A 21,655-nucleotide genomic window follows, 5' to 3' on the forward strand; every position below is an offset into this window, starting at 1 on the left:
GATCGCTGGCGCGGTTCGCCTCAGGCGGCCGCGCCGCGCGGATGGCGTTTGTCGCGGGTCGGCCGGGGCTGCGCGCAGCGCTGCTGGTAGGCCTGCACTTGTGCGCTGCCGGAGGCGTGGAACAGTGGATGCGGGTAGTCCACGGCGCGCAGCGCATCGTACAGGCGCCGGCCCCACACGCACTGGGCCTCGGCCTGGTCCCAGATCCGCCGCGCCAGCGCCTGCTGGCCGTCACGCCATAGCGCCAGGCCGTAGTCGGCGACCATTTCCTCATCGCGCGGCTGTGCCGCATAGCCGCGTTTCAGCATATCCAGCCCGCCGGCGGCGTCGCCGCGCAGAAAGCGTATCCAGCCCAGCGTGGCCTGGTTGTAGGGCCGCAGGCCGGCCGCGCGGATCGAGCGCCGCGCCTGGGCCTCGGCTTGCGGCAGGTAATCCGGGAAGTCCGCCAGGTAGTAGGCGACGCTGTTGGCGTAGTCCGGATCCGGCCGACCGGACTTGCGAGCCTGGCGGCGCTGCAATTCCATGGCGTCTGCCAGGGCGGCGTCGGGCATGCCCAGCAGCTTGTGCAGCATGTAGCGGTCGGCCAGCGCCTGATCGTCCAGCGGGCTGATGCGTTCGATCCATGCCGGCGCGGTGGCTTCCTCCACGGTGCGCCGCGCCCATTCGGGCTGGCCCGCGCCCAGCAGCACGGTCGCCAGCGCCACCTTGCCTGCCGGCGCGTCCGCGCAGCCCATGGCGGCGACCCGCTCCCGGGCGGCATCCAGATCGCGCCGGGCCAGCTCCAGGTTCAGCATGTTCAGTTCAGTGAAGCAGGCAGGGTCGAAATCGAAGTCGTTGCTCGTGTACAGATTGAGCGAGGCCGCAGGCATGGCATCGCTGACATAGGCCGTGTTGCCCTGCGCGGAGGTATAGCCCATGTCGGTCTGCAGCTCGCCCCAGCGCTGATGCAGCGCGATGCGGTAGGGGTATCCGGCCACCGGCGCGTGCTCGCCGCTGCTGCTCAGCTGGAATACCTGACCCCAGCTGTAGTCGCCGGCCAGCCGGACCAGGGTGAAATCGCGGGCCAGGTGGTCGGTCTCGGTCCAGATCCAGGCGGTGCGTCCCTGCGCGTCGGTCACGCCGTGGATCACGCCGCTGCCGTCGGGCGTGTTGCGGATGGACTGATCCTTGCCGGTCAGGAACAGGCGGTAGGGTGTGTGCGGCGCGAGCTGGGGGCCGGTCGGGCCCTGCACCTTCAGCACCAGGTAGCGGCCGTAGGCGCCCGCGCCGAACTGCGGCATGCCAGGAGGCGGCGCCGAGGGCCGGGCGTGGGTCTTGGCCTTGGTCGCGACGCTGGACGCGGGGGCGGGGATGGCCGTGGGCGCGAGGGCGGCCGCCGCCGAGGCGGCGGCGATGGGGGCGGCCAGGCAGGATGCGGGCGGGGACAGCAGCGCGCCGGCCAGAAGCAGCGGGCGCAGCCAGATAGGTGTGGACATCGTCGGTACGGCGGGCATGCGTCGGGCGGGCGCGGGTTGACGGGAAGAACGGACGAGGGCGCGAGCCGCCTATTCTCTCAAAGAATCGGCGCGTGCCCGGCGGGCGGTCCTGGCGGCGGGGATTTGCGCTAAATTTGCCCGACGCGACGGGCCCCGGGCCCGCGCGGCCTTCCCGACCCCATTCTTCCGATTCCCCGGAGCGCGACGCATGACTTCCCTCGATTCCTACGCCATCACCAGGAAATGGCCGGCCAGCCACCCTGACCGCATCCAGCTGTATTCGCTGCCCACGCCCAATGGCGTGAAGGTGTCGATCCTGCTGGAGGAGCTGGGGCTGCCCTACGAGGCGCACCGGGTCAGCTTCGATACGCAGGACCAGTTCACGCTCGAGTTCCTGTCGATCAGCCCCAACAACAAGATTCCCGCCATCCTCGATCCCAACGGGCCCGATGGCAAGCCGCTGGCGCTGTTCGAGTCCGGCGCCATCCTGGTTTACCTGGCCAGCAAGACCGGCCAGTTCCTGCCGGCCGACGCGGGCGGGCGTTTCGAGACGCTGCAATGGCTGATGTTCCAGATGGGCGGCATCGGTCCGATGTTCGGCCAGCTGGGCTTCTTCCACAAATTCGCCGGCAAGGACTATGAAGACAAGCGTCCGCGCGACCGCTACGTGGCCGAGGCGCGACGCCTGCTGGGCGTGCTGGACCAGCGCCTGCAAGGCCGCGACTGGGTCATGGGCGATACGTACACCATCGCCGACATCGCTATCTTCCCCTGGGTGCGCAACCTGATCGGTTTCTACGGCGCGGGCGAGCTGGTCGAGTTCACCCGGTACAAGAATGTGGCGCGCGTGCTGGACGCTTTCGTCTCCCGGCCCGCCGTGGTCCGGGGTCTGACGATCCCCGGCTGAGCCGCGCGGGTCTTGGGCCGGCGCGCCGGGGCTTGCGGTTTGACGCGGCCTCGGCGCGCGGTCGGTGGCCACGCCGCCCCTTTTCCGCCCGGTTTGCTGCCGATCAAACAGCGGCCATAGATTCATGCTGTTCGGTCATATGTTAATTACTAAAAGGCGTAAGCTGATCCCATAGGCTGGACAACGCAGTACGAATTTCCCCGACGTGCGCGCAGGCCAGCGGACACGGAGGGTCAGTATGAGTAAGTTCGGGATCTGGGCGGCGCTGGGCCTTGTGGCCGCGGCAGGCATCGCCATCGGCGGCGCAGAAGCGCTGACCGCCGCCCGCAAGGTCGACGCGCCCGCGCCCGTCGACATCCAGGATCGCAGCCTGGTCCAGGCCGGCGCCTATATCGCGCGCACCGGCGACTGCGTGGCCTGTCACAGCGTGCCCGGCGGCAAGCCCTTCGCGGGCGGCCTGGCGATGCAGACGCCGGTGGGCACCATCTATTCATCGAACATCACGCCCGACAGGAAGACGGGCATCGGCGCCTATAGCTACGCCGATTTCAAGAACGCGGTCCAGCACGGCATCCGCAAGGACGGCACGCCGCTGTACCCCGCCATGCCCTATCCGTCCTACGCCATCATGCCGGACGCGGACCTGCGCGCGCTGTACGCCTATTTCATGGCCAGCGTGGCGCCGGTCGAGCAGCCCAGCGCGGATTCGACCATCCCCTGGCCGCTGAACATGCGCTGGCCCATGGCCTGGTGGCAGCTGATGTTCGCGCCCAAGCGCGACTTCGCCGCGCCCGCCGCCGCCGACGAGAAGCTGACGCGCGGCGCCTATCTGGTGGAAGGCCCCGGCCATTGCGGCGCCTGCCATACGCCGCGCGGCCTGGCCTACCAGGAAAAGGCGCTGTCGATGGCCGACGGCGACGCCTTCCTGACCGGCGCGGTGATCGACGGCTGGCGCGCCAAGAGCCTGCGCGGCGAGGCGCAGGGTCTGCAATCCTGGAGCCCCGCCGAGATCGCGCTGTTCCTGAAGACCGGCCGCACGGACAAAGTGGCCGCTTTCGGCGCGATGGCCGACGTGGTCGAGCACAGCACCCGCCACTTCGCGGACGCCGACCTGGAGGCCATCGCGGCCTACCTGAAACAGCTGCCGCCCGCTCCGGGCAAGCTGCAGGCTTTCGCGCCCAAGGCCGACAGCACCACGGCGGCGTTGCTGGATGGCCGCTACGGCTCGCGCGGCGCGGTGATCTACGTAGAGCAGTGCGTGGCCTGTCACCGCGCCGACGGCCAGGGCATGCCGCGCATCTTCCCGGCGCTGGCGGGCAACTCGGCTGTGTTCGCGCAGAACCCGCAGTCCATCATCCAGATCACGCTGGAGGGCGGCAGGATGCCGGCCAACGCGCAGGATGCGATGGCCTTCGCCATGCCGGCCTTCAATCACCTGAGTGATCAGGACATCACCGACGTGATCAACTTCATCCGCGGCGCGTGGACCAACCAGGCGCCGCCCATCGGCGAGCGCGACGTCGCCCACATCCGCGAATTCCTGGCCGGCAAGAAGCCGAACATCGTCGCCGGAGGCAAACAATGAGCAGGAAACTGAAACTCGCATCGCTGCTGGCCGCGCTGGCGGCTTGCGGCGCCTGGCTGGGCGCCAGCGCGGCCGATGCGCCGGCCACACCGGCTCCCCCGGCCGCCGACAGGCAGGCTCCCGCGCGCACCTTCCCGGTGCTGGACAAGGACGGCAAGCGCCTGCCCGACTACACCATTCCGTCGGACACCGACATCGCCAGGCAGCCCAACGCCGAGCAGATCAACTACGGCAAGCGCCTCCTGAACGAGACGCGTCGCCTGCTGCCCAACAACACCGGCGCCAGCATGAACTGCAACAGCTGCCATGTGCAGCAGGGCAAGAAGCCGATGGGCGCGCCGTACATCAACACGGTGAATTCCTTCCCGCAATTCAATCCGCGCGCCAACCGCGTGGTGACGCTGGAGGACCGCATCAACGGCTGCTTCATGCGCTCGATGAACGGCAAGCCGCTGGCCAAGGACTCGGCCGAGATGCAGGCCATGATCGCCTACATGAAGTGGTTGGCCCAGGACGTGCCGCACGGCGCCAAGGTGCAGATCGAGAACGCCTGGCCCATCGACATGAAGCTGACGCCGAACCCCGAGCGTGGCAAGTCGCTGTACGCGGCGCAGTGCGCGGCCTGCCATGGCGCCAACGGCGAAGGAAAGAAGGACCGCGCCGGCGACATTGTTTTCCCGCCGCTGTGGGGCGATGAGTCCTTCAATATCGGCGCGGGCCTGGCCCGCACCTACAAGGCAGCCGCCTTCATCCGCAACAGCATGCCGATGGGCGTGAACACCCACGGCGCCTGGGGCGAGGGCGATGTGCTGTCGGACCAGGACGCGGTCGACGTGGCCGAGTACTTCACGCACATGCCGCGCCCGGATTTCGCCGGCAAGGAAAAAGACTGGCCGCAGGGCAAGAAGCCGAAGGACGCGCGCTACTGACGCCATTCCGGTGGCGTGAACGATCAGGCCGGCGCCGCGAGGCGCCGGCCTTTTTTTTTTCTGCGGGCATGAACATGATGCGCGGCACCAGTGTGCTGTCCCGCAGATGCGCCCTCAGGAAATCCACCCCTAGCCGCCCATCAGCTTGCCCAGCGTCGCCATGCCCTGTTCCAGCCCGCCGTTCCACGGATGGCCGTAGTTCAGCCGCAGGAAGTTGCCGAAGCCGCCGGTGGCCGAGAACAGCGGACCGGGCGCGATGCTGATGCCGTGGCCCAGCGCGGCGCGATGCAGTTGCAGCGTGTCGATGCGTTCGGGCAGCTCGACCCAGATGAAGTAGCCGCCCTGCGGACGCGTGGCACGGGTGCCCTTGGGAAAATGCCGCGCCACGGCCTGCAGCATCTCGCCCTGTTGCAGGGCCAGCTGCTGGCGGAACTGGCGCAGGTGGCGATCGAAGCCGCCTTTCTCCAGGTAGGCGGCGATGGCGGCCTGGGTGGGCGCGGCGGTGGCCAGGCTGGTGGTGAGCTTGTTGCGCATGATGCGGCGCGTGTAGCGGCCGCCGGCGACCCAGCCGACCCGGTAGCCCGGCGCCAGCGTCTTCGAGAACGAAGAACAGTGCATCACGATGCCCTCGCGGTCGAAGGCCTTGGCCGGGCGCGGGCGCTTGTCGCCGAAATAGAGTTCGCCGTAGACGTCGTCCTCGATCAGCGCCACGCCGTGGCGCGTCAGCAGCTTGACCAGCGCTTCCTTCTTGGCGTCGGGCATCAGGCTGCCCAGCGGGTTCTGGAAGGTGGTCATCAGCCAGCAGGCGCGCGGCTTGTGGCGCACGATGGCCTGGGCCAGCGCGTCCAGGTCGATGCCCTCGCGCGGATGGGTGGCCACCTCGATGGCGTGCAGCTGGTTGCGTTCCAGCGATTGCAGCGCCGCGTAGAAGGTCGGCGATTCCACGATCACCGCGTCGCCCGGCCGCGTCACCGCGCTCAGGCACAGGTTGAGCGCGTCCAGCGCGCCGTTGGTGATGATGATGTCGTCCACCGGCACCGTCAGGCCGTCGGCCAGGTAGCGCAGCGCGATGGCGCGGCGCAGCGCGGCGTCGCCGGGGCTGAGGTCATCGATCGAGCCCCAGGGGTCGAGCTTCTGCACCGTCGACGCCATGAACTTGGCCAGCCGGCCATAGGGCAGCAGCGAGGGATTGGGAAAGGCCGAGCCGAAGGGCAGCATGTCGCGCCGCAGGGTGGCGTTGAGCACCTGCAGCACCTTGTCGCTGACATCCACCGGATGGCGGACGGCAGCGGCGCTGGAGACGGCCTCCAGTTCCGGCAACGTGGCCTGCGGCGCGCGCAGCACGTAGTAGCCGGAACGGTCGCGCGCGCGGATCAGGCCGCGCGCCTCCAGCAGGTAGTAGGCCTTGAACACCGTCGAAGGGCTGACGCCGCGGCTGGCGCTGGTCTGGCGCACCGAGGGCAGCCGGTCGCCGGCCTGCAGCAGGCCCGACAGGATCGAGCCGGTGATTTCCTCGGTCAACTTTTCATAGCGTTTCATGGCGGTTCCGCGCGGGCGGCCTGCAAGGAGAGGGAATGGGATCAGTGGGACATGCCGATCGCGCGCATCGCCAGGCGCATGGCCCAGGCCGCCACGCCCAGCGCGGCGACGCTGCCGGCCCAGATCAGCGCCAGCCACAGCAGCCGGCTGCGCCAGGAGGGGAGCGTCGTGGCGGCGCCCTTGTCGGATCGATATTGCATCAGTGATACCCCTCGCCCGCGCGCACCTTGCCGCGGAACACGTAATAGGACCAGGCCGTGTACATCAGGATGACCGGGATGATGGCCAGCGCGCCCACCAGCGCGAAGCCCAGGCTCTGCGGCGGCGCGGCCGCCGTCCAGATCGAGACGTCCGGCGGAATGATGGCCGGCCAGATGCTGATGCCCAGGCCGCTGTAGCCCAGGAACACCAGCCCCAGCGACAGCAGGAAGGGGCCGGCGGCGGGCGCGCCCCGCACGCGGCGGATCAGGTCGAAGCCGGCCGCCGCCACCAGCAGCGGCACGGGCAGGAACCAGAACATATTGGGCAGGCTGAACCAGCGCTGCGCGATCTGCGGCTGCGCCAGCGGCGTCCACAGGCTGAGCGCGGCGATCACGGCCAGCAGCGCCAGCGTCAGCGGCTTGGCGGCGCGGCACATGCGACGTTGCAACGCGCCCTCGGTCTTCATGATCAGCCAGGTGCAGCCCAGCAGCGCATAGGCGGCCACCAGGCCCGCGCCGGTGAACAGCGAGAAGGGGCTGATCCAGTCCCAGGGACCGCCCTGGTAGACGCGGCCGACGACCGGGATGCCCTCGATGTAGGCGCCCAGCGCCACGCCCTGGAAGAAGGTGGCGCAGATCGAGCCCAGCACGAAGGCGCGGTCCCACAGCGGGCGGTGGCGTTCGTCGGCCTTGAAGCGGAACTCGAAGGCCACGCCACGGAAGATCAGGCCCAGCAGCATGAACACCAGCGGCAGATGCAGCGCGTGCAGAATGACGGAATAGGCCAGCGGAAAGGCGGCCATCAGGCCGGCGCCGCCCAGCACCAGCCAGGTCTCGTTGCCGTCCCATACGGGCGCCACGGTGTTGACCATGACGTCGCGCTCCCCGGGGTCGGACACCAGCGGGAAGAGTATGCCGATGCCCAGGTCGAAGCCGTCCATGATGACGTACATCATGATGCCGAACAGGATGATCACGGCCCAGATCAATGCGAGGTCGATGCCCATCTCAGGCTCCCGAATGCGAGGTTTGCGGCGGCAGGCCGGCGCCGGTGGAGGCGGCGGACAGGGGGCGCGACGGCTGGCGCGGTTCGCCGGGTCCGCCGGACAATGGGGCGTGGCCGGGGGCGGGCGTGGGACCCATGCGGATCAGGCGCAGCATGTAGGACACGCCGGCGCCGAACACCAGCAGGTATACCGCCACGAACAGCGCCAGCGTCAGCGTCAGCTCGCCCAACCCGTGCGGCGTGGCCGCATCGGCCGTGCGCATCACGCCGTACACCACCCAGGGCTGGCGGCCCACTTCGGTGACGTACCAGCCGGCCAGCATGGCGATCAGTCCAGAGGGTCCCATCCACAGCGCGAAGCGTTGCAGCGCGCGCGATTCATGCAGCCGGCCGCGCCAGCGCGTCCACAGCGCCCAGATCGCCAGCGCGATCATCAGCAGACCCAACCCGACCATGACGCGGAAGGACCAGAACACCACCGGCACGTTGGGCCGGTCCGCCGCCGGGTAGGACTTCAGGCCGGGGAACTGCCCGTCCCAGCTGTGGGTGAGGATCAGGCTGCCCAGGCGCGGGATGTTGAGCGCGTAGCGGGTTTCCTCCTTGTCCATGTCGGGCAGGCCGAACAGGGTCAGCGGCACGCCGGAGCCCGGCTCGTTTTCCCAATGGCCTTCCATGGCGGCGACCTTGGCGGGCTGGTGCTTGAGCGTGTTCAGTCCGTGGACGTCGCCCACCACGGCCTGCAGCGGCGCCACCAGCAGCAGCATGCCCATGGCCATCGCGAACATCTTCTTCACCGCCGGGCTGCGGTCGCCGCGCAGCAGGTGCCAGGCGCCGGACGCGCCCACCATCAGCGCCGTGGCCAGGAAGGCGGCGATGCCCATGTGCGCCAGGCGATAGGGGAAGGACGGATTGAAGATCACCGCCAGCCAGTCCGTGGGCACGACCTGGCCGTTGACGATCTCGTAGCCGGCCGGCGTCTGCATCCAGCTGTTGGACGCCAGGATCCAGGTGGCCGACACCAGCGTGCCCAGCGCCACCATCACCGTGGAAAAAAAGTGCAGGCCGGGCCCGACGCGCGACCAGCCGAACAGCATCACGCCCAGGAAACCCGCTTCCAGGAAGAAGGCGGTCAGCACCTCGTAGGCCAGCAGCGGGCCGGTGATGCTGCCGGCGAAGTCGGAGAAGAAGCTCCAGTTGGTGCCGAACTGATAGGCCATCACCAGGCCGGACACCACGCCCATGCCGAAGTTGACGGCGAAGATCTTGGTCCAGAAGTGATAGAGATCCCGGTACACCGTGGCGCGGGTGCGCAGCCACAGGCCCTCGAGCACCGCCAGATAGCTGGCCAGCCCGATGGTGATGGCGGGGAAGATGATGTGAAAGGAGATGGTGAAGCCGAACTGTATTCGGGCGAGCAATAGCGCGTCGCTGTCCATGACGGTCGTTCCTGGTGCGTGTTGAAGCTACGCCGTCAAAGTAGATCTCCCGGGTTGAACAGTACAGATTCAGAGAAAACTAAAAAAAGCGTATCAGTTTGGCCGCAGATATCGCACAAGGCTTGGTTTCATTGGGGAAATAGCCTGTTTTCCGCAATTCGCATAGTGGGGACGAAGCACAAGAAAAACGGCGCAGCTGGTCCTGGGGGACCCTCTGCGCCGCTGCATGCGTGGCGCCAGTGCCACTGCGCCGCTGTTCAGGCGCGCGTCGCCTCGTCGATCAGCGCTGCTACTTCGGGTGCGCGCGAGGCGAGCGATGCGTGGCTGGCGTCCAGCGTGATGACCTTGCGCGCGTTCAGGCGGCCGGACATCCAGGTCTGGTTCTCGGGCGTGATCATGCGGTCCTGGCTGGAGATCTGGTACCAGCTCGGTTTGTCGCGCCAGGCCGGCCGGGTCACCGTGGTGCGGAAGGCCGAGGCCAGCGGCGCCTTCTGCGTCACGGCCATGACCAGCGCGTCGTCGGCGCTCAGGTCCTGGCAGAAGCTTTCGTGGAACTTGTCGGCGCGCAGCCACAGGTAGCCGTCGCTGTCGGGCGCCAGGTGGGGCGCGGCGGCGGGCGGGCGCTGCTGGGTCAGGCCGCCCGCGCTTTCGCCGGCGTCGGGCGCGAAGGCGGCGATGTAGACCAGGCCCGTGACGTTGGGCTGGTTGCCGGCCTCGGTGATGACGGCGCCGCCGTAGGAATGGCCGGCCAGCAGCACCGGGCCAGGCTGCTGGGCGATCATCTTGCGCAGCCGTTCGGCGTCGTCCGCCAGCGAGGTCAGCGGCAGCTCGACGGCGTGCAGGCCGGCGTGGCCCAGGCGCGACAGTTCCAGGATCACCCGGCTCCAATGGGCGGCGCCGCCCCAGAAACCGTGGACCAGGATGATGGTGGGTTTGCTGCTCATTGGGAGTCTCCCGGGATGGATGGGAGTCCGATCATGCAGCAAGCCGGCCGCGCCCGCCATCGCGCTGACTGCCGGATTTACCTATGCATACACATGCGGTCTCAGCCCGGCGCGCGGCGCGGCGTCGCCGGCGCGGGCGCCATGCGCTGGGCGCGCTGGCTCAGCCAGACGCTGGCCACCACCACCGCCATGCCGACCAATTGGGCGGCGCTCAGGCTCTGGCCCAGCACGCCCCAACCCAGCAGCACGGCCGTCACCGGGCTGAGAAAGCCCAGCGAGGACACCACGGCCGGTTCCAGCCGCGCCACGCCGCGAAACCACAGCACATAGGTGAGCGCGGCGCCGATCAGGCCCAGGTAGGCGATGCCGGCCACGTTCAGCAGGCTGAACGCGGGCAGCGCGGGCTCGGCCAGCAGGGCGGCCGGCGCCAGCAGGATGCCGCCGGCCGTCAATTGCCAGGACGTGAAGGTCAGCGCCGACACGGGCGGTTGCCAGCGGCGACTGAGCACCGTGCCCAGCGCCATCGAGGCGGCGCTGGCCAGGCCGGCGGCCACGCCGACCGGGTCCAGCGCCGCCTTGGGCGTGAGCACCAGCAGCGCCACGCCGCCCAGGCCGGCAGCCGCGGCCAGCACCGCCAGGCCCCGCACCGGCGCGCCCAGCAGCAGCCGCGCCAACGCGATCACCAGCAGCGGCTGGATCGCGCCCAGCGTCGCCGCCACGCCGCCGGGCAGGCGGTAGGCGGCCACGAACAGCATGGCCCAGAACACCGAGAAGTTCAGCGCGCCCAGCAGGAACACGCGCGGCCACCAGACGCCCTGGGGCAGCTGGCGCACGAACAACAGCAGCAGCAGGCCGGCGGGCAGCGCGCGCAGCATGGCCACGGTCAGGGGAATGCCGGGCGGCAACATCAGCGTCGTCACCACGTAGGTGCTGCCCCAGATTGCCGGCGCGGCCGAGGTGAGCAGGAGGTCGGAACTGCGGTTCGTGGTCATGTCCTGGCAGCGGCCCGGGCCGGTGTCCGTTGAGGGTTTCGGGGAGATCCAGGACCGTGCGTGCGGCGCCTTGGCGTCATGACCGGAAGGCTAATTGAATTCCTGCTTCGTGATAATGGCCATTATGATCGCGATATCGTTCACCAAAGGTAAATAATCCGTGGACCATCTGACCGCGCTGCGGGTATTCCGGCAAGTGGTGGAGCAGGGCGGCTTCGCCGCCGCGTCGCGGCAGCTCGGCCTGTCGCCCGCCGCCGTCAGCAAGAACATCGCCGAACTCGAGGCCCACGTCGCGGCGCGCCTGCTGAATCGCACCACGCGGCGCATGAGCCTGACCGAGGCGGGCACGCGCTACTACGAGCAGGTCGCGCGCATCCTGGACGAGCTGCGCGAGGCCGAGCAGTCGCTCGGGCCGCTGCAATCCGCGCCCACGGGCACGCTGCGCGTCAGCGCGCCCATGTCCTTCACGCTGACGCGCCTGTCCACCGCGATTCCCGCCTTCCTGGCGCGCCATCCGGACCTGTCGCTGGACCTGAACCTGGAGGACCGGCGCGTGGACATCGTCAAGGAAGGCTACGACCTGGCGATACGCGGCACGGACCGGCTGGAGGATTCCAGTCTGGTGGCGCGCCGGCTGATGACCCTGGAGCATGTGCTGTGCGCCGCGCCTGCCTATCTGGCGCGTCATGGCGAACCGGCATCGCCGGCTGACCTGCGCGGCCATGAGTGCGTGCAGTTCACGCTGTCGGGCCATGCCGACGAATGGACCTTCCAGCGCGCGGGGCAGACCCAGCGCGTGCCGGTGCGGGGGCGCTACAAGGTCGGCTCCAGCCTGGCGGTGCGCGATGCCCTGCGCGCCGGCTTCGGCCTGAGCCTGGTGCCGCGCGTGTATGTGCAGGACGATCTGGCGAGCGGCGCGTTGCGCGCCGTGCTGGACGACTGGCGGCCGGTGCAGACCGACATCTACGTGGTGTATCCGTCGCGCCGCCACATGGTGGCCAAGGTGCGCGCCTTCATCGATTTCCTGGTCGAGGAACTGGGCCCGCCCGGGCCCTGAGGCGCGGGCGGGCAGAGGCGGCGCTCAATACATGTGCTGACCGCCGTTCATGGCGATGTTGCTACCCGTCATGAACGCGGCCGCGTCGCTGCAGACGAAGGCCACCAGCGCCGCCACCTCGTCCGGCTCGCCCAGCCGGCCCAGCGGGATCTGCGGCAGGATCTTCTCCTTCAGCACCTCTTCCGGCACGGCCTTGACCATGCTGGTGGCCAGGTAGCCGGGCGAGATGGTGTTCACCGTCACGCCCTTCCTGGCCAGCTCCAGCGCCAGCGACTTGGTGAAGCCGTGGATGCCGGCCTTGGACGCCGCGTAGTTGGCCTGGCCGAACGCGCCCTTGCTGCCGTTGACCGACGAGATGTTGACGATACGTCCCCAGCCCCGATCCGACATGGCCCCGCATAGCGGTTGGGTCATGTTGAACATCGAGTCCAGGTTGCTGCGCATCACCTCGGTCCAGTCCTCGTAGCGCATCTTGCGCAGGCTGGCGTCGCGCGTGATGCCGGCGTTGTTGACCAGGATGTCGACCTGCCGGCCGTCCTGTTCCAGCTGGCGGACCAGCGCCTGGCACGCTGCGTTATCGGCCACGTCGACCTGATACAGCGTGAAGTCGCGGCCCAGCCCGGCCTGTTCGTCCTGCCAGGCGCGGGCGGCGGCCGCGCTGCGGTGATACGTCACCAGGACCTGGTGGCCGGCATCATGCAGCGCGATGGCGATGGCGCGGCCCAGGCAGCCGGTGCCGCCGGTCACCAGCGCGGTGCGTGCTTGGCGGGAAGCGTCATTGGCCATGTCGGGCTCCCGCCTGCGTGGCTTCGCGCATCGCGCCGCAGGCGCTGGCCACCTGGTCGGACATGTTGGACCAGAACTGCGTCACGGGCGTGGCGGCCAGGCCGGTGGCGGCGCCGGCGGCGTCATGCAGCCAGCCGTTCATGGCCTCGCTCCAGCCGGCCGCCAGCGCGGCCTGCTCCTCGAGCGCGGCATGGGTGAGGGCCTTGCTGGCTTCCAGCTGGGCCTGCCATTGCTTGCGGGTGACCTCGCCCAGCGCTGGCGCGATTTCCTGCCAGTTGCCGGACGCCTTGAGCGGGGCCAGGGTGGACAGGTACTCGGCGGCGGCACCGCCGTACAGGCGTTGGCCCAGCGCCAGCCAGCGCTGCTGGCTTTGCTGGGCCAGCAGGGCGAGTCGCTGGCAGCACGCGGCGTTGGCGCCGAACAGACCCGTGGGCGTGGAGGCTGTCGTTTTCTTCATCATCCGTCCTTTTAAAGTGTCGTGGTAAGGGGCAACGAATACTTGGCCTCAAGCCATCTGGCTGAGGGTCTTGCGAAAGCGGGCCAGCGAGAACATGAACAGCGCGGTGCCGATCAGGGCCAGGGCGAGGAAGGGCTTCCAGACGACGTCGATTCCCGCGCCCCGGTAGAGAATGGCCTGGCCTAGCTCCACGAAATGCGTGGTGGGCGCGGCCAGCATGATGTCCTGCACGAACTGGGGCATGCTCTCGCGCGGCGTGGTGCCGCCCGACAGCATCTGCAAGGGCAGCAGCACCAGCACCAGCAGCATGCCGAATTGCGGCATGCTGCGCGCCAGCGTGGCCATGAAGATGCCCATCGAGGTGGTGGCGAACAGGTGCAGGGCCGCGCCGGCCAGGAACAGGGCGACGGACCCTTCTATCGGCACTTGCAGCAGCCCGCGCACGATGAACGTCAACGATAGCGCGGCCGACGCCAGTACGACCAGCCCCATCGACCACACTTTGGCGACCATGATCTCCGTCGGTGTCACCGGCATGACAAGCAGGTGTTCGATGGTGCCGTGCTCGCGCTCGCGGATCAGCGCGGCGCCGGTCAGGATGATGGACAGCATGGTGACGTTGTTGATGATCTCCATCAGCGCGCCGAACCAGGCCTGGGTCAGGTTGGGGTTGAAGCGCATGCGTACCGCCAGGCCCACCGGCGGCTCGGCGCTGGCGCGGTAGCGGCGTGCGAACTCGTTGATCTCGTCGGCGACGATCTGCTGGATGTAGTTGCTGCCGGTGAAGGCCTGGCTCATGCGGGTGGCGTCCACATTGAGCTGGATCTGCGCCGGCCGGCCGGCCAGCACGTCGCGCTGGAAGTCGGGCGGGATGTTCAGCGCGAAGGTGTAGCGGCCGGCGTCCATGCCGGCGTCGGCCTGCGCCGGCGTCACCATCGCCGGGCGCGTGAAGTGCGGAGGGTAGAAGGCCGAGACGATGCGCGCCGACAGCGGCGAGCCGTCCTCGTCGACCACGGCGATGGCGGCGTTGTGCAGCGATTCGGGCACGGCGGTGGCGGCCGTGTAGATCATCAGCGTGAACGACACCGTGATCAGGATCAGCATCATCGGGTCGCGCGCCAGGCTCCACAGTTCCTTCACGCCCAGTCGCCAGATATTGGACCAGTGCCGCATTTCAGCGCTCCTGTTTGCGCAGCAGCAGCGCCGACGCGCCCAGCGCCACCGGTATGGCCGCCAGCAGCGGCCAGAACGAGGACTGCAGGTTGGACAGGTCCAGCGCCTTGCTGAAGACGCCACGGCTGATGGTGAGCATGTGCGTGGCCGGGTAGACCTGGCCGATCAGCTTGCCCAGGCCTTCCAGCGAGGCGACCGGCGTGAGCAGGCCGGCGAACTGCACCGCCGGCACCAGCGTGCCGATCATGGTGAAGAACAGCGCCGCGATCTGGCTGCGCGTGAAGGTCGAGGCCAGCAGGCCGATGGCGGTGGCCACCACGTTGTAGATCAGCGCCGCCAGCAGCAGCGTGGCGAAGCTGCCCGTGACCGGCACGCCGAACACCGTCACCGCCAGCAAGGCCATCAGCAGGAAGTTCAGCATGGCCAGCGCCACATAGGGCGCCTGTTTGCCCAGCAGGAATTCCAGCCGCGTGACCGGCGTGACGTACAGGTTGATGATGGAGCCCAGCTCTTTCTCCCGCACCACCGCCAGCGCGGTCAGCATGGCGGGCATCATGAGCAGCAGCAGCGGAATCACGGCCGGCACCATCGCCGGCAGGCTGCGCACGTCGGGGTTGTAGCGAAAGCGCGTCTCCACGCTGGCGGTGGCCGCCGTGGAGACGCCCAGGCGCTCGCGCGCCTGCTGCGCCAGCCAGCCCTGGTGCATGCCCAGCACGTAGCCACGGATGGTCTCGGCGCGCTGCGGCATGGCGCCGTCGATCCACACGCCGATCTGCGCCGGCTTGCCGCGCTGCACGTCGCGGGCGAAGCCCTGCGGGATCTCGATGGCCAGCGACAGCTCGCCGCTGCGCATGCGCGCGTCCATGTCCTGGTAGTCCGTCACGGGTCGATGTTCGATGAAGTAGCGCGAGCCGGACAGGTTCAGCGCGTAGTTCTGGCTCAACCCGGTCTGGTCGCGGTCCATCACCGCGTAGCGCAGGTCTTCCACGTCCAGGCTGATGCCGAAGCCGATGACGAACATCAACAGCAGCGAGCCGGCCAGCGCCAGCGTGGCGCGCACCGGGTCGCGCCGCAGCTCCAGCGCTTCGCGCCACATATAGCTCAGCATGCGCTGCGGGCTGAAGCGACGGTGGGCGACGGGGGCGGCGGGTTGGGCGGCGGCGTCCTCGATGGCCGGCGCGTCCGCCTTGGCGCCGGCGCCGGCGTCGATCAGGTAGGCGATGAAGGCCTCTTCCAGCGTGGCCGCGCCGCGCTCGCGCGTGATCTCGGCGGGCGAGGCGCTGACCAGCACGCGGCCAGCGTGCATCAGCGACATGCGGTCGCAGCGCTCGGCCTCGTTCATGAAGTGCGTGGAGATGAAGATCGTGACCTGGTCCTGCCGCGCCAGCGCGATCAGCAGGCGCCAGAAGTTGTCGCGCGCCACCGGGTCCACGCCCGAGGTCGGTTCGTCCAGGATCAGCAGCTCGGGCTTGTGCACCATGGCCACGGCCAGCGACAGGCGCTGGCGCACGCCCATGGGCAGGTTCTCGGGCAGCGCGTCGCGCACCGCGTCCAGGCTGAAGCGCGCGGCCATCTCGTCCACGCGCGCGGGAATCTCGGCCTCGGGCACGTGGAACAGCCGGGCGTGCAGCACCAGGTTCTGTTCCACCGTCAGCTCGCCGTACAGCGAGAAGGCCTGCGACATGTAGCCGACGCGGCGGCGCGTGTCGATGTTCCTCGGATCGACCTCCTGGCCGAACAGCCAGGCGCGGCCCTCGCTGGCCGGCAGCAGGCCGGTCAGCATCTTCATGGTGGTGGACTTGCCGCAGCCGTTCGAGCCCAGGAAGCCGAAGATCTCGCCCTTGCGGATGCGGAAGTTGACGTGGTCCACGGCCACGAAGTCGCCGAAGCGCATGGTCAGGTCGCGCGCCTCGATGGCGATCTCGGCCTGGTCGTCCAGCGCCAGCGGCACGATGCGCACCGGCTCGTGGCCGCGGCGCTTCTCTTCGGGCAAGAGCGCGATGAAGGCTTCCTCCAGCGAGGCGGCGCGGCCGCGCGCCTGCAGCCCGGCGGGTGTGTCCTGGGCCAGCACGCGACCGTCGTCCAGCGCGATCAACCAGTCGAAGCGCCGCGCCTCGTCCATGTAGGCCGTGGCCACGATCACGCTCATGGCGGGGCGCTCGGCGCGGATGGCGTTGATCAGGTCCCAGAACTGCGCGCGCGCCAGCGGGTCCACGCCGGTGGTCGGTTCGTCCAGGATCAGCAGGTCCGGGTCGTGGATCAGCGCGCAGCACAGCCCCAGCTTCTGCTTCATGCCGCCGGACAGCTTGCCGGCCGGGCGCGACAGGAAGGCCGCCATGCCGGTGCTGCGCGTCAGGCTGTCGATGCGCCGGCGCCGCTCGGCCGCGTCATGGCCGAACAGCCGGCCGAAGAATTGCAGGTTCTCTTCCACCGACAGGGTCGGGTAGAGGTTCTTGCCCAGGCCCTGCGGCATGTAGGCGATGCGCGGGCAGACGGCGTCGCGGTGGCGGCCGTCGGCCATGTCGCCGCCCAGCACCGTCACGCGCCCGTCCTGCGCGGCGCGCGCGCCGGCCACCAGCGACAGCAGGCTGGACTTGCCCACGCCGTCCGGGCCGATCAGGCCCACCATGCGGCCCGCCGGCACGTCCAGCGTCACGTCGTCCAGCGCCAGCACCTCGCCGTAGCGCAGGCTGACGCCGGCCAGCGACGCGACGGGCGGCGCGGCGGAGGGGACGCCGGGTTGCGTGGCCATCAGGGCACCCGAACTTCAAGTTGGGCGGGCCACTGCGCGCCGGCATCCAGCTTGATCCAGGCCACGCCGGGCAGGCCGGTCTTGACCTGTTGCAGGTGCTTGTGCAGCAGCTCGGGACTGATCTGGGCCTTCACGCGGAACATCAGCTTCTGCCGCTCGCTGGCGGTTTCCACCGTCTTGGGCGTGAACTGGGCGGTGCTGGCGACGAAGGACACGGCGGCCGGAATGACGTACTGCGGCGCGGCGTCCAGGATGATGCGCACGTCCTGGCCGAGCGCCACGCGGCCGGCGGCCTGCTCGGGCAGGAAGAAGGTCATGTAGACGTCGGCCAGGTCGACCATGTTGAGCACCTTGCCGCCCGCGCCCAGCACTTCGCCCGGTTGCGCCACGCGATACTGCACGCGGCCGGCGCGCGGCGCGCGCAGCTCGCTGTCGGCCAGGTCGGCGTCGATGCGCGCGACCGTGGCCTGCGCCGCCTCGACCGCCGATTGCGCGCCCACCTGGGCGGCGCGCGCGGCCTCGATGGCGGCGGCCGCGGCCGTCACCTGGGCGCGCGCGGCATGCACGGCGGCCTGGACGCTGCGCACGCGGGCGCGGTCGTCGTCCAGTTCCTGGATCGACGAGGCGCCTTCGCGCGATAAGGTTTCGGAGCGCGCCAGGCGCCGGCGCGCGGCGTCCAGCTCGCTCTCGCGCTGCGCCACCACGGCCTGGGCCGCCAGCTTGTCGCTTTCGCGCTGCGCGGTCTGGGCGGCGGCGCTGGCCACGCCGTTGATCGCGCGCTGCTGCTGGGCCACGGCCTCGGCGCGCTGGGCCAACAGGGTATCGACCTGCATGCGCGCCAGCGGCTGGCCGGCGGCGACAAAGTCGCCTTCCTTGACCAGCACGTCCTGCACGCGGCCGGGCAGCTTGGCGGCGACATCGATCTCGGTGGCTTCGATGCGGCCGTTGCCGCTGATGAAGCCTTCGCCGGGGCCGTGGTCGCCCAGCAGGCGCCAGCCCAGGTAGCCGGCGCCAGCCACGGCTACGACGAGCAGGGCGGGAAGCAGTTTCTTGGCGGGTATGCGCATGGGAGGAGATCCTTCGGGTTTATTGGCCGCGAACCGGCGCGGGCGGGGCGGCATCGGCGGGTGTGGCGGATGGGGTGGGCGTCTCGGTCAGGGCAGGCGGGCGCGTGCCGCCGCCCAGCGCCGCGTACAGGCCGACGCGGCTGGACAGCAGCGCGCGCCGCGTCTGCACCAGCTTCTGCTGCGCGGCCAGCAGGTCGCGCTGCGCGTCCAGTACTTCCAGGTAGGGCGAGGCGCCGTGGTCGTAGCGCAGCTGGGCCAGCCGGGCGCGTTCGCCCTGCGCGGCGACGGTGGCGCGCAACACCTCCACCTGCTCGGCCAACCAGTGGCGCGCCGACAGCGCGTCGGACACGTCGCGGAAAGCGCTCTGGATGGCTTTCTCGTAGCCGGCCACGGCCTGGTCGCGGCGCGTCTCGGCCAGGTCCAGCGCGGCGGAGCGGCGGCCGGCGTCGAAGATCGGCAGGCTCAGCTTCGGCGCGAAGCTCCAGGCGCGGCTGCCGCTGTCGAACAGGCCGTCCAGCTCGGCGCTGGCGGTGCCGTAGGCGCCGGTCAGCGTGATGGACGGGAAGAAGGCGGCGCGGGCGGCGCCGATGTTGGCGTTGGCGGCTTTTAGACGGTGCTCGGCCGCGACGATGTCGGGACGGCTGGCCAGCAGGTCGGACGGCAGTCCCGCCGGCAGGTCGCGCATGACGGCGGCGTCGTCCAGCCGCGCGCCGGCCGGAGGCAGCGCCAGCGGGCCGCCCGCCAGCAGCGCCAGCGCGTGGGCCTGCGCCGCGCGGCTCTGTTCCAGGTCCGCGCCCAGCGCCGTGGCCTGCTGCCACAGCGTTTCCACCTGGGTCAGGTCCAGCCGCGAGATCGCGCCGACCTCGAAGCGGCGCTTGAAGATGCGCAGCGATTCGGCGCGCGAGGCAATGGTCGCGCGCGTCAGCGCCAGGCGTTCGTCCAGCTCGCGCAGCGTCAGGTAGCCGTCGGCCACCTGCGTGATGAGGCTGAGCGTGGCGGCCCTGGCGGCGGCGTCGGAGGCCAGGTAGTTTTGCAGCGCGGCGTCCTTCAGGCTGCGCACGCGGCCCCAGAAATCCAGCTCCCAGCTCGCCATGCCGACGCCTACCTGGTACTGGCTGCTGATCTGCGGCTGGCGCGTCAGGTTCAGGTCGCCCGGCACGCGGGCGCGCGACCCGTCGGCCTGCACGCCTATCGTGGGGAACTGGTCGGCGCGCTGGATGCCATAGAGCGCGCGCGCTTCCTCGACGCGCAGCAGCGCCGTGCGCAGGTCGCGGTTGTTGCGCAGCGCGCTGTCGATCAGGTCTTGCAGGATCGGGGCGGTGTAGTAGTCGCGCCAGTTGACGGTCGCCGCCGCCGGCGTCTCGGCGTCCGCCGTGGGCGCCTGCTCATAGGTCGTGGGCACCGGTGCGGCGGGACGCTGGTAATCGGGCGCCATGGACAGGCAGCCGCCCGCCAGCAGCGGCAGCAGCGCCGCGCCTAGCGCGCGCAGCACGCGCGCGGATGCCGGTCGGGCGGGCAGGTCTGGGGTCATTCCTCTTTCTCCAGGACATAGGCGCCGGGCGCGTCCGCCAGCACGGGATAGCCTTGGCGCGGCGCGCCCAGGGCGGGCGGCTTGCGGGGCTTGCCGGAAAGGCCGGCGAGCCAGCTCGTCCAGGCCGGCCACCATGAACCGTCGTGCGCGGGCGCGGCCTGCAGCCACTCGTCCGGCGTCAGCGTGGGGCCGCCGGCGGGACGCGCCAGACTGCGGTAGCGGCGGCGCGGGTGGCCGGGTTCGCTGACGATGCCGGCGTTATGGCCGCCGCTGGTCAGCACGAAGTCCAGCGGCGCTGGCGTCAGGCCGTGCAGCTTGAATACGGAGCGCCATGGCGCCACGTGGTCGTTCTCGGTGCCTACGCAGAACAAGGGCAGCCGCAGGTCGCGCAGCATCACCGGGCGGCCGTCGACCCGATACCGGTTGGCCGCCAGGTCGTTGTGCAGGAACAGCTGGCGCAGGTATTGGCCGTGCATGCGCGCGGGCATGCGGGTCGCGTCGGCATTCCAGGCCATCAGGTCCGACATGGGCGCTCGCCGGCCCAGCAGGTATTCGTTGATCATGCGCGACCACAGCAGGTCATAGGACCGCAGCATCTGGAAGGCGCCGGCCATCTGCCGCGAGGTCAGGTAGCCGGTGCGCGCCATCTGCGCCTCCAGCAGGCTGACCTGGCTTTCGTCGATGAACAGCGCCAGCTCGCCCGGCTCGCTGAAGTCGGTCTGCGCGGCCAGCAGACTCAGGCTGGCCAGGCGCGTGTCGCCGTCGCGCGCCATGGCGCTGGCGGCGATGGTCAGCAGGGTGCCGCCCAGGCAGTAGCCGGCGGCGTGCACGCGCGTGTCGGGCACGATGGCGGCGATGGCGTCCAGCGCTTCGCCGATGCCGAGCGCGAGATAATCGTCCATGCCCAGCTCGCGGTCCTGCGCGCCGGGATTCTTCCAGGAAATGCAGAACACCGTATGACCCTGGCGCACGAGGTAGGCGATCAGCGAGTTGTGCGGCGACAGGTCCAGGATGTAGTACTTCATGATCCAGGCCGGCACGATCAGCACGGGCTCGGGGCGCACGGTCGGGGTGGCGGGGCTGTACTGCAGCAGTTCCATCAGCCGGTTGCGCCACACCACCTTGCCGGGCGTGACGGCGACCTGCTTGCCGGGGATGTAGTCGCCGGCGCCCGCGGGCGGCTGGTTGGCCAGCGCGCGCATCGCGTCTTCCCAGGCATGGGCGGCGCCGCGCAGCAGGTTGGCGCCGCCTTCCTGCCAGGTCTGGCGCATCACTTCGGGGTTGCCGGCGATCTGGTTGCCCGGCGACATCAGGTCCAGCCACTGGCGCGCGGCAAAGGCCGCCAGCTGCGCGTGATGGGGATCCACGCCGGGCACGCCCTGCGTGGCCTGTTCCCACCACTGCTGGGCCGCCAGGAATCCTTCGCTCCACAGGTTATAGGGCCATTGGCGCCAGCCTTCACCGGCATAGCGGCGGTCACGGGCAGCGGGGGCGTCCGGCGCCTGGGCCGCCGTGACGGGCAGCAGGTAGCGGCCCAGTTGCGCGGCCTGGCGAAATGCCAGGCTGGCCAGTTCAGCCTGTTTGCCCGGGGCGCAGGCCAGGTGCGAGGCCCAGTCCGTCCAGGCCAGCAGGCCGGCCGCCGGCGACAGGCCGCCGGTCCAGCGGGCCATCGCGGCGCGCGCGGCCGTGTCCAGCGTGTTCGCTTTGCTTGCCCATGCGGAATCGGATGAGGTCGGCATGCATGCTCCAGGACGCCGGCGGGCTTGCGCCGCCGGCAGGCGGCCACTCGGGCGTGGAGGCGGGCTGGTGGCCCGGTTCC

The 21,655-nt window shown here is 69.9% G+C and carries 18 protein-coding genes; 4 read left to right on the forward strand and 14 right to left on the reverse strand.

Annotated elements, in window-relative coordinates:
* Window positions 1-20: 20 nt before the first annotated feature.
* Entirely contained in the window at window positions 21-1,475 is a 1,455-nt protein-coding gene (locus tag ACEU5R_RS15010) for a tetratricopeptide repeat protein (RefSeq protein WP_233772575.1), read from the reverse strand.
* Between the two features lie 208 nt (window positions 1,476-1,683).
* Between ACEU5R_RS15010 and ACEU5R_RS15015 the strand changes: the two genes are divergently transcribed.
* From ACEU5R_RS15015 to ACEU5R_RS15025, 3 genes are all read left to right on the forward strand, one after another.
* The gene (locus ACEU5R_RS15015; RefSeq protein WP_392410682.1) at window positions 1,684-2,382 is read left to right on the forward strand and encodes a glutathione S-transferase C-terminal domain-containing protein; all 699 of its coding nucleotides are present in this window, start codon (window positions 1,684-1,686) and stop codon (window positions 2,380-2,382) included.
* Between the two features lie 238 nt (window positions 2,383-2,620).
* Window positions 2,621-3,967: a c-type cytochrome gene (locus ACEU5R_RS15020; protein ID WP_392410683.1), complete on the forward strand. Its 1,347-nt coding sequence runs from the start codon at window positions 2,621-2,623 to the stop codon at window positions 3,965-3,967.
* A complete protein-coding gene (locus ACEU5R_RS15025; RefSeq protein ID WP_103271158.1) occupies window positions 3,964-4,896 on the forward strand; it encodes a c-type cytochrome in 933 nt (310 codons plus the stop codon). The genes ACEU5R_RS15020 and ACEU5R_RS15025 overlap by 4 nt, the downstream gene beginning before the upstream one ends.
* Window positions 4,897-5,025: 129 nt before the next feature.
* On the opposite strand, the gene ACEU5R_RS15030 is transcribed toward ACEU5R_RS15025, so the two are convergent.
* The 6 genes from ACEU5R_RS15030 to ACEU5R_RS15055 form a co-directional block, all read right to left on the reverse strand.
* Window positions 5,026-6,435, reverse strand: coding sequence for a PLP-dependent aminotransferase family protein (locus ACEU5R_RS15030; RefSeq protein ID WP_103271157.1), 1,410 nt, complete (start codon window positions 6,433-6,435; stop codon window positions 5,026-5,028).
* A gap of 41 nt (window positions 6,436-6,476) precedes the next feature.
* The gene (locus ACEU5R_RS15035; RefSeq protein WP_392410684.1) at window positions 6,477-6,635 is read right to left on the reverse strand and encodes a DUF2474 domain-containing protein; all 159 of its coding nucleotides are present in this window, start codon (window positions 6,633-6,635) and stop codon (window positions 6,477-6,479) included.
* Window positions 6,635-7,642: a cytochrome d ubiquinol oxidase subunit II gene (gene cydB, locus ACEU5R_RS15040; protein WP_392410685.1), complete on the reverse strand. Its 1,008-nt coding sequence runs from the start codon at window positions 7,640-7,642 to the stop codon at window positions 6,635-6,637. Before cydB ends, ACEU5R_RS15035 begins: the two co-directional genes overlap by 1 nt.
* A 1-nt stretch (window position 7,643) precedes the next feature.
* Complete coding sequence (locus ACEU5R_RS15045) at window positions 7,644-9,077, reverse strand: cytochrome ubiquinol oxidase subunit I (RefSeq protein ID WP_392410686.1); 1,434 nt, start codon at window positions 9,075-9,077, stop codon at window positions 7,644-7,646.
* 257 nt (window positions 9,078-9,334) lie between these two features.
* On the reverse strand, window positions 9,335-10,021 hold the full coding sequence (locus ACEU5R_RS15050) for an alpha/beta hydrolase (protein ID WP_392410687.1): 687 nt from the start codon (window positions 10,019-10,021) through the stop codon (window positions 9,335-9,337).
* Between the two features lie 101 nt (window positions 10,022-10,122).
* A complete protein-coding gene (locus ACEU5R_RS15055; protein ID WP_392410688.1) occupies window positions 10,123-11,013 on the reverse strand; it encodes an EamA family transporter in 891 nt (296 codons plus the stop codon).
* Window positions 11,014-11,173: 160 nt separating this feature from the next.
* Here ACEU5R_RS15055 and ACEU5R_RS15060 point away from each other — a divergent pair, with 160 nt between their 5' ends.
* Window positions 11,174-12,070, forward strand: coding sequence for a LysR family transcriptional regulator (locus tag ACEU5R_RS15060; protein WP_103271151.1), 897 nt, complete (start codon window positions 11,174-11,176; stop codon window positions 12,068-12,070).
* Window positions 12,071-12,094: 24 nt separating this feature from the next.
* On the opposite strand, the gene phbB is transcribed toward ACEU5R_RS15060, so the two are convergent.
* Genes phbB through ACEU5R_RS15095 form a run of 7 tightly spaced genes read right to left on the reverse strand, consistent with a single transcriptional unit; the run spans window position 12,095 to window position 21,575 of the window.
* Window positions 12,095-12,856 carry an acetoacetyl-CoA reductase gene (phbB, locus tag ACEU5R_RS15065; RefSeq protein WP_103271150.1) on the reverse strand — a complete coding sequence of 254 codons (762 nt, stop codon included), beginning with the start codon at window positions 12,854-12,856 and terminating at the stop codon, window positions 12,095-12,097.
* Window positions 12,846-13,313, reverse strand: coding sequence for a hypothetical protein (locus tag ACEU5R_RS15070; protein ID WP_103276200.1), 468 nt, complete (start codon window positions 13,311-13,313; stop codon window positions 12,846-12,848). The genes phbB and ACEU5R_RS15070 overlap by 11 nt, the downstream gene beginning before the upstream one ends.
* A gap of 48 nt (window positions 13,314-13,361) precedes the next feature.
* Window positions 13,362-14,486, reverse strand: coding sequence for an ABC transporter permease (locus ACEU5R_RS15075; protein WP_103271149.1), 1,125 nt, complete (start codon window positions 14,484-14,486; stop codon window positions 13,362-13,364).
* 1 nt (window position 14,487) lies between these two features.
* Window positions 14,488-17,238 carry a ribosome-associated ATPase/putative transporter RbbA gene (gene rbbA, locus ACEU5R_RS15080; RefSeq protein ID WP_392410689.1) on the reverse strand — a complete coding sequence of 917 codons (2,751 nt, stop codon included), beginning with the start codon at window positions 17,236-17,238 and terminating at the stop codon, window positions 14,488-14,490.
* Window positions 17,238-18,305, reverse strand: coding sequence for an HlyD family secretion protein (locus ACEU5R_RS15085; RefSeq protein ID WP_103271147.1), 1,068 nt, complete (start codon window positions 18,303-18,305; stop codon window positions 17,238-17,240). Before ACEU5R_RS15085 ends, rbbA begins: the two co-directional genes overlap by 1 nt.
* A gap of 19 nt (window positions 18,306-18,324) precedes the next feature.
* A complete protein-coding gene (locus ACEU5R_RS15090; protein WP_392410690.1) occupies window positions 18,325-19,836 on the reverse strand; it encodes an efflux transporter outer membrane subunit in 1,512 nt (503 codons plus the stop codon).
* Window positions 19,833-21,575 (reverse strand): PHA/PHB synthase family protein, encoded by a 1,743-nt coding sequence (locus ACEU5R_RS15095; protein WP_392410691.1) that lies wholly within the window; start codon window positions 21,573-21,575, stop codon window positions 19,833-19,835. The genes ACEU5R_RS15090 and ACEU5R_RS15095 overlap by 4 nt, the downstream gene beginning before the upstream one ends.
* Between the last annotated feature and the right edge of the window lie 80 nt (window positions 21,576-21,655).

Source organism: Achromobacter sp. 413638 (genome assembly GCF_043119405.1).
Classification (GTDB): domain Bacteria; phylum Pseudomonadota; class Gammaproteobacteria; order Burkholderiales; family Burkholderiaceae_B; genus Achromobacter.

Excerpts from the sequence above, each read along its gene's own strand:
- ACEU5R_RS15010 (WP_233772575.1), bottom strand. The coding sequence starts at position 1,475 with ATGTCCACACCTATCTGGCTGCGCCCGCTGCTTCTGGCCGGCGCGCTG.
- ACEU5R_RS15015 (WP_392410682.1), top strand. The coding sequence starts at position 1,684 with ATGACTTCCCTCGATTCCTACGCCATCACCAGGAAATGGCCGGCCAGC.
- ACEU5R_RS15020 (WP_392410683.1), top strand. The coding sequence starts at position 2,621 with ATGAGTAAGTTCGGGATCTGGGCGGCGCTGGGCCTTGTGGCCGCGGCA.
- ACEU5R_RS15025 (WP_103271158.1), top strand. The coding sequence starts at position 3,964 with ATGAGCAGGAAACTGAAACTCGCATCGCTGCTGGCCGCGCTGGCGGCT.
- ACEU5R_RS15030 (WP_103271157.1), bottom strand. The coding sequence starts at position 6,435 with ATGAAACGCTATGAAAAGTTGACCGAGGAAATCACCGGCTCGATCCTG.
- ACEU5R_RS15035 (WP_392410684.1), bottom strand. The coding sequence starts at position 6,635 with ATGCAATATCGATCCGACAAGGGCGCCGCCACGACGCTCCCCTCCTGG.
- cydB (WP_392410685.1), bottom strand. The coding sequence starts at position 7,642 with ATGGGCATCGACCTCGCATTGATCTGGGCCGTGATCATCCTGTTCGGC.
- ACEU5R_RS15045 (WP_392410686.1), bottom strand. The coding sequence starts at position 9,077 with ATGGACAGCGACGCGCTATTGCTCGCCCGAATACAGTTCGGCTTCACC.
- ACEU5R_RS15050 (WP_392410687.1), bottom strand. The coding sequence starts at position 10,021 with ATGAGCAGCAAACCCACCATCATCCTGGTCCACGGTTTCTGGGGCGGC.
- ACEU5R_RS15055 (WP_392410688.1), bottom strand. The coding sequence starts at position 11,013 with ATGACCACGAACCGCAGTTCCGACCTCCTGCTCACCTCGGCCGCGCCG.
- phbB (WP_103271150.1), bottom strand. The coding sequence starts at position 12,856 with ATGGCCAATGACGCTTCCCGCCAAGCACGCACCGCGCTGGTGACCGGC.
- ACEU5R_RS15070 (WP_103276200.1), bottom strand. The coding sequence starts at position 13,313 with ATGAAGAAAACGACAGCCTCCACGCCCACGGGTCTGTTCGGCGCCAAC.
- ACEU5R_RS15075 (WP_103271149.1), bottom strand. The coding sequence starts at position 14,486 with ATGCGGCACTGGTCCAATATCTGGCGACTGGGCGTGAAGGAACTGTGG.
- rbbA (WP_392410689.1), bottom strand. The coding sequence starts at position 17,238 with ATGGCCACGCAACCCGGCGTCCCCTCCGCCGCGCCGCCCGTCGCGTCG.
- ACEU5R_RS15085 (WP_103271147.1), bottom strand. The coding sequence starts at position 18,305 with ATGCGCATACCCGCCAAGAAACTGCTTCCCGCCCTGCTCGTCGTAGCC.
- ACEU5R_RS15090 (WP_392410690.1), bottom strand. The coding sequence starts at position 19,836 with ATGACCCCAGACCTGCCCGCCCGACCGGCATCCGCGCGCGTGCTGCGC.
- ACEU5R_RS15095 (WP_392410691.1), bottom strand. The coding sequence starts at position 21,575 with ATGCCGACCTCATCCGATTCCGCATGGGCAAGCAAAGCGAACACGCTG.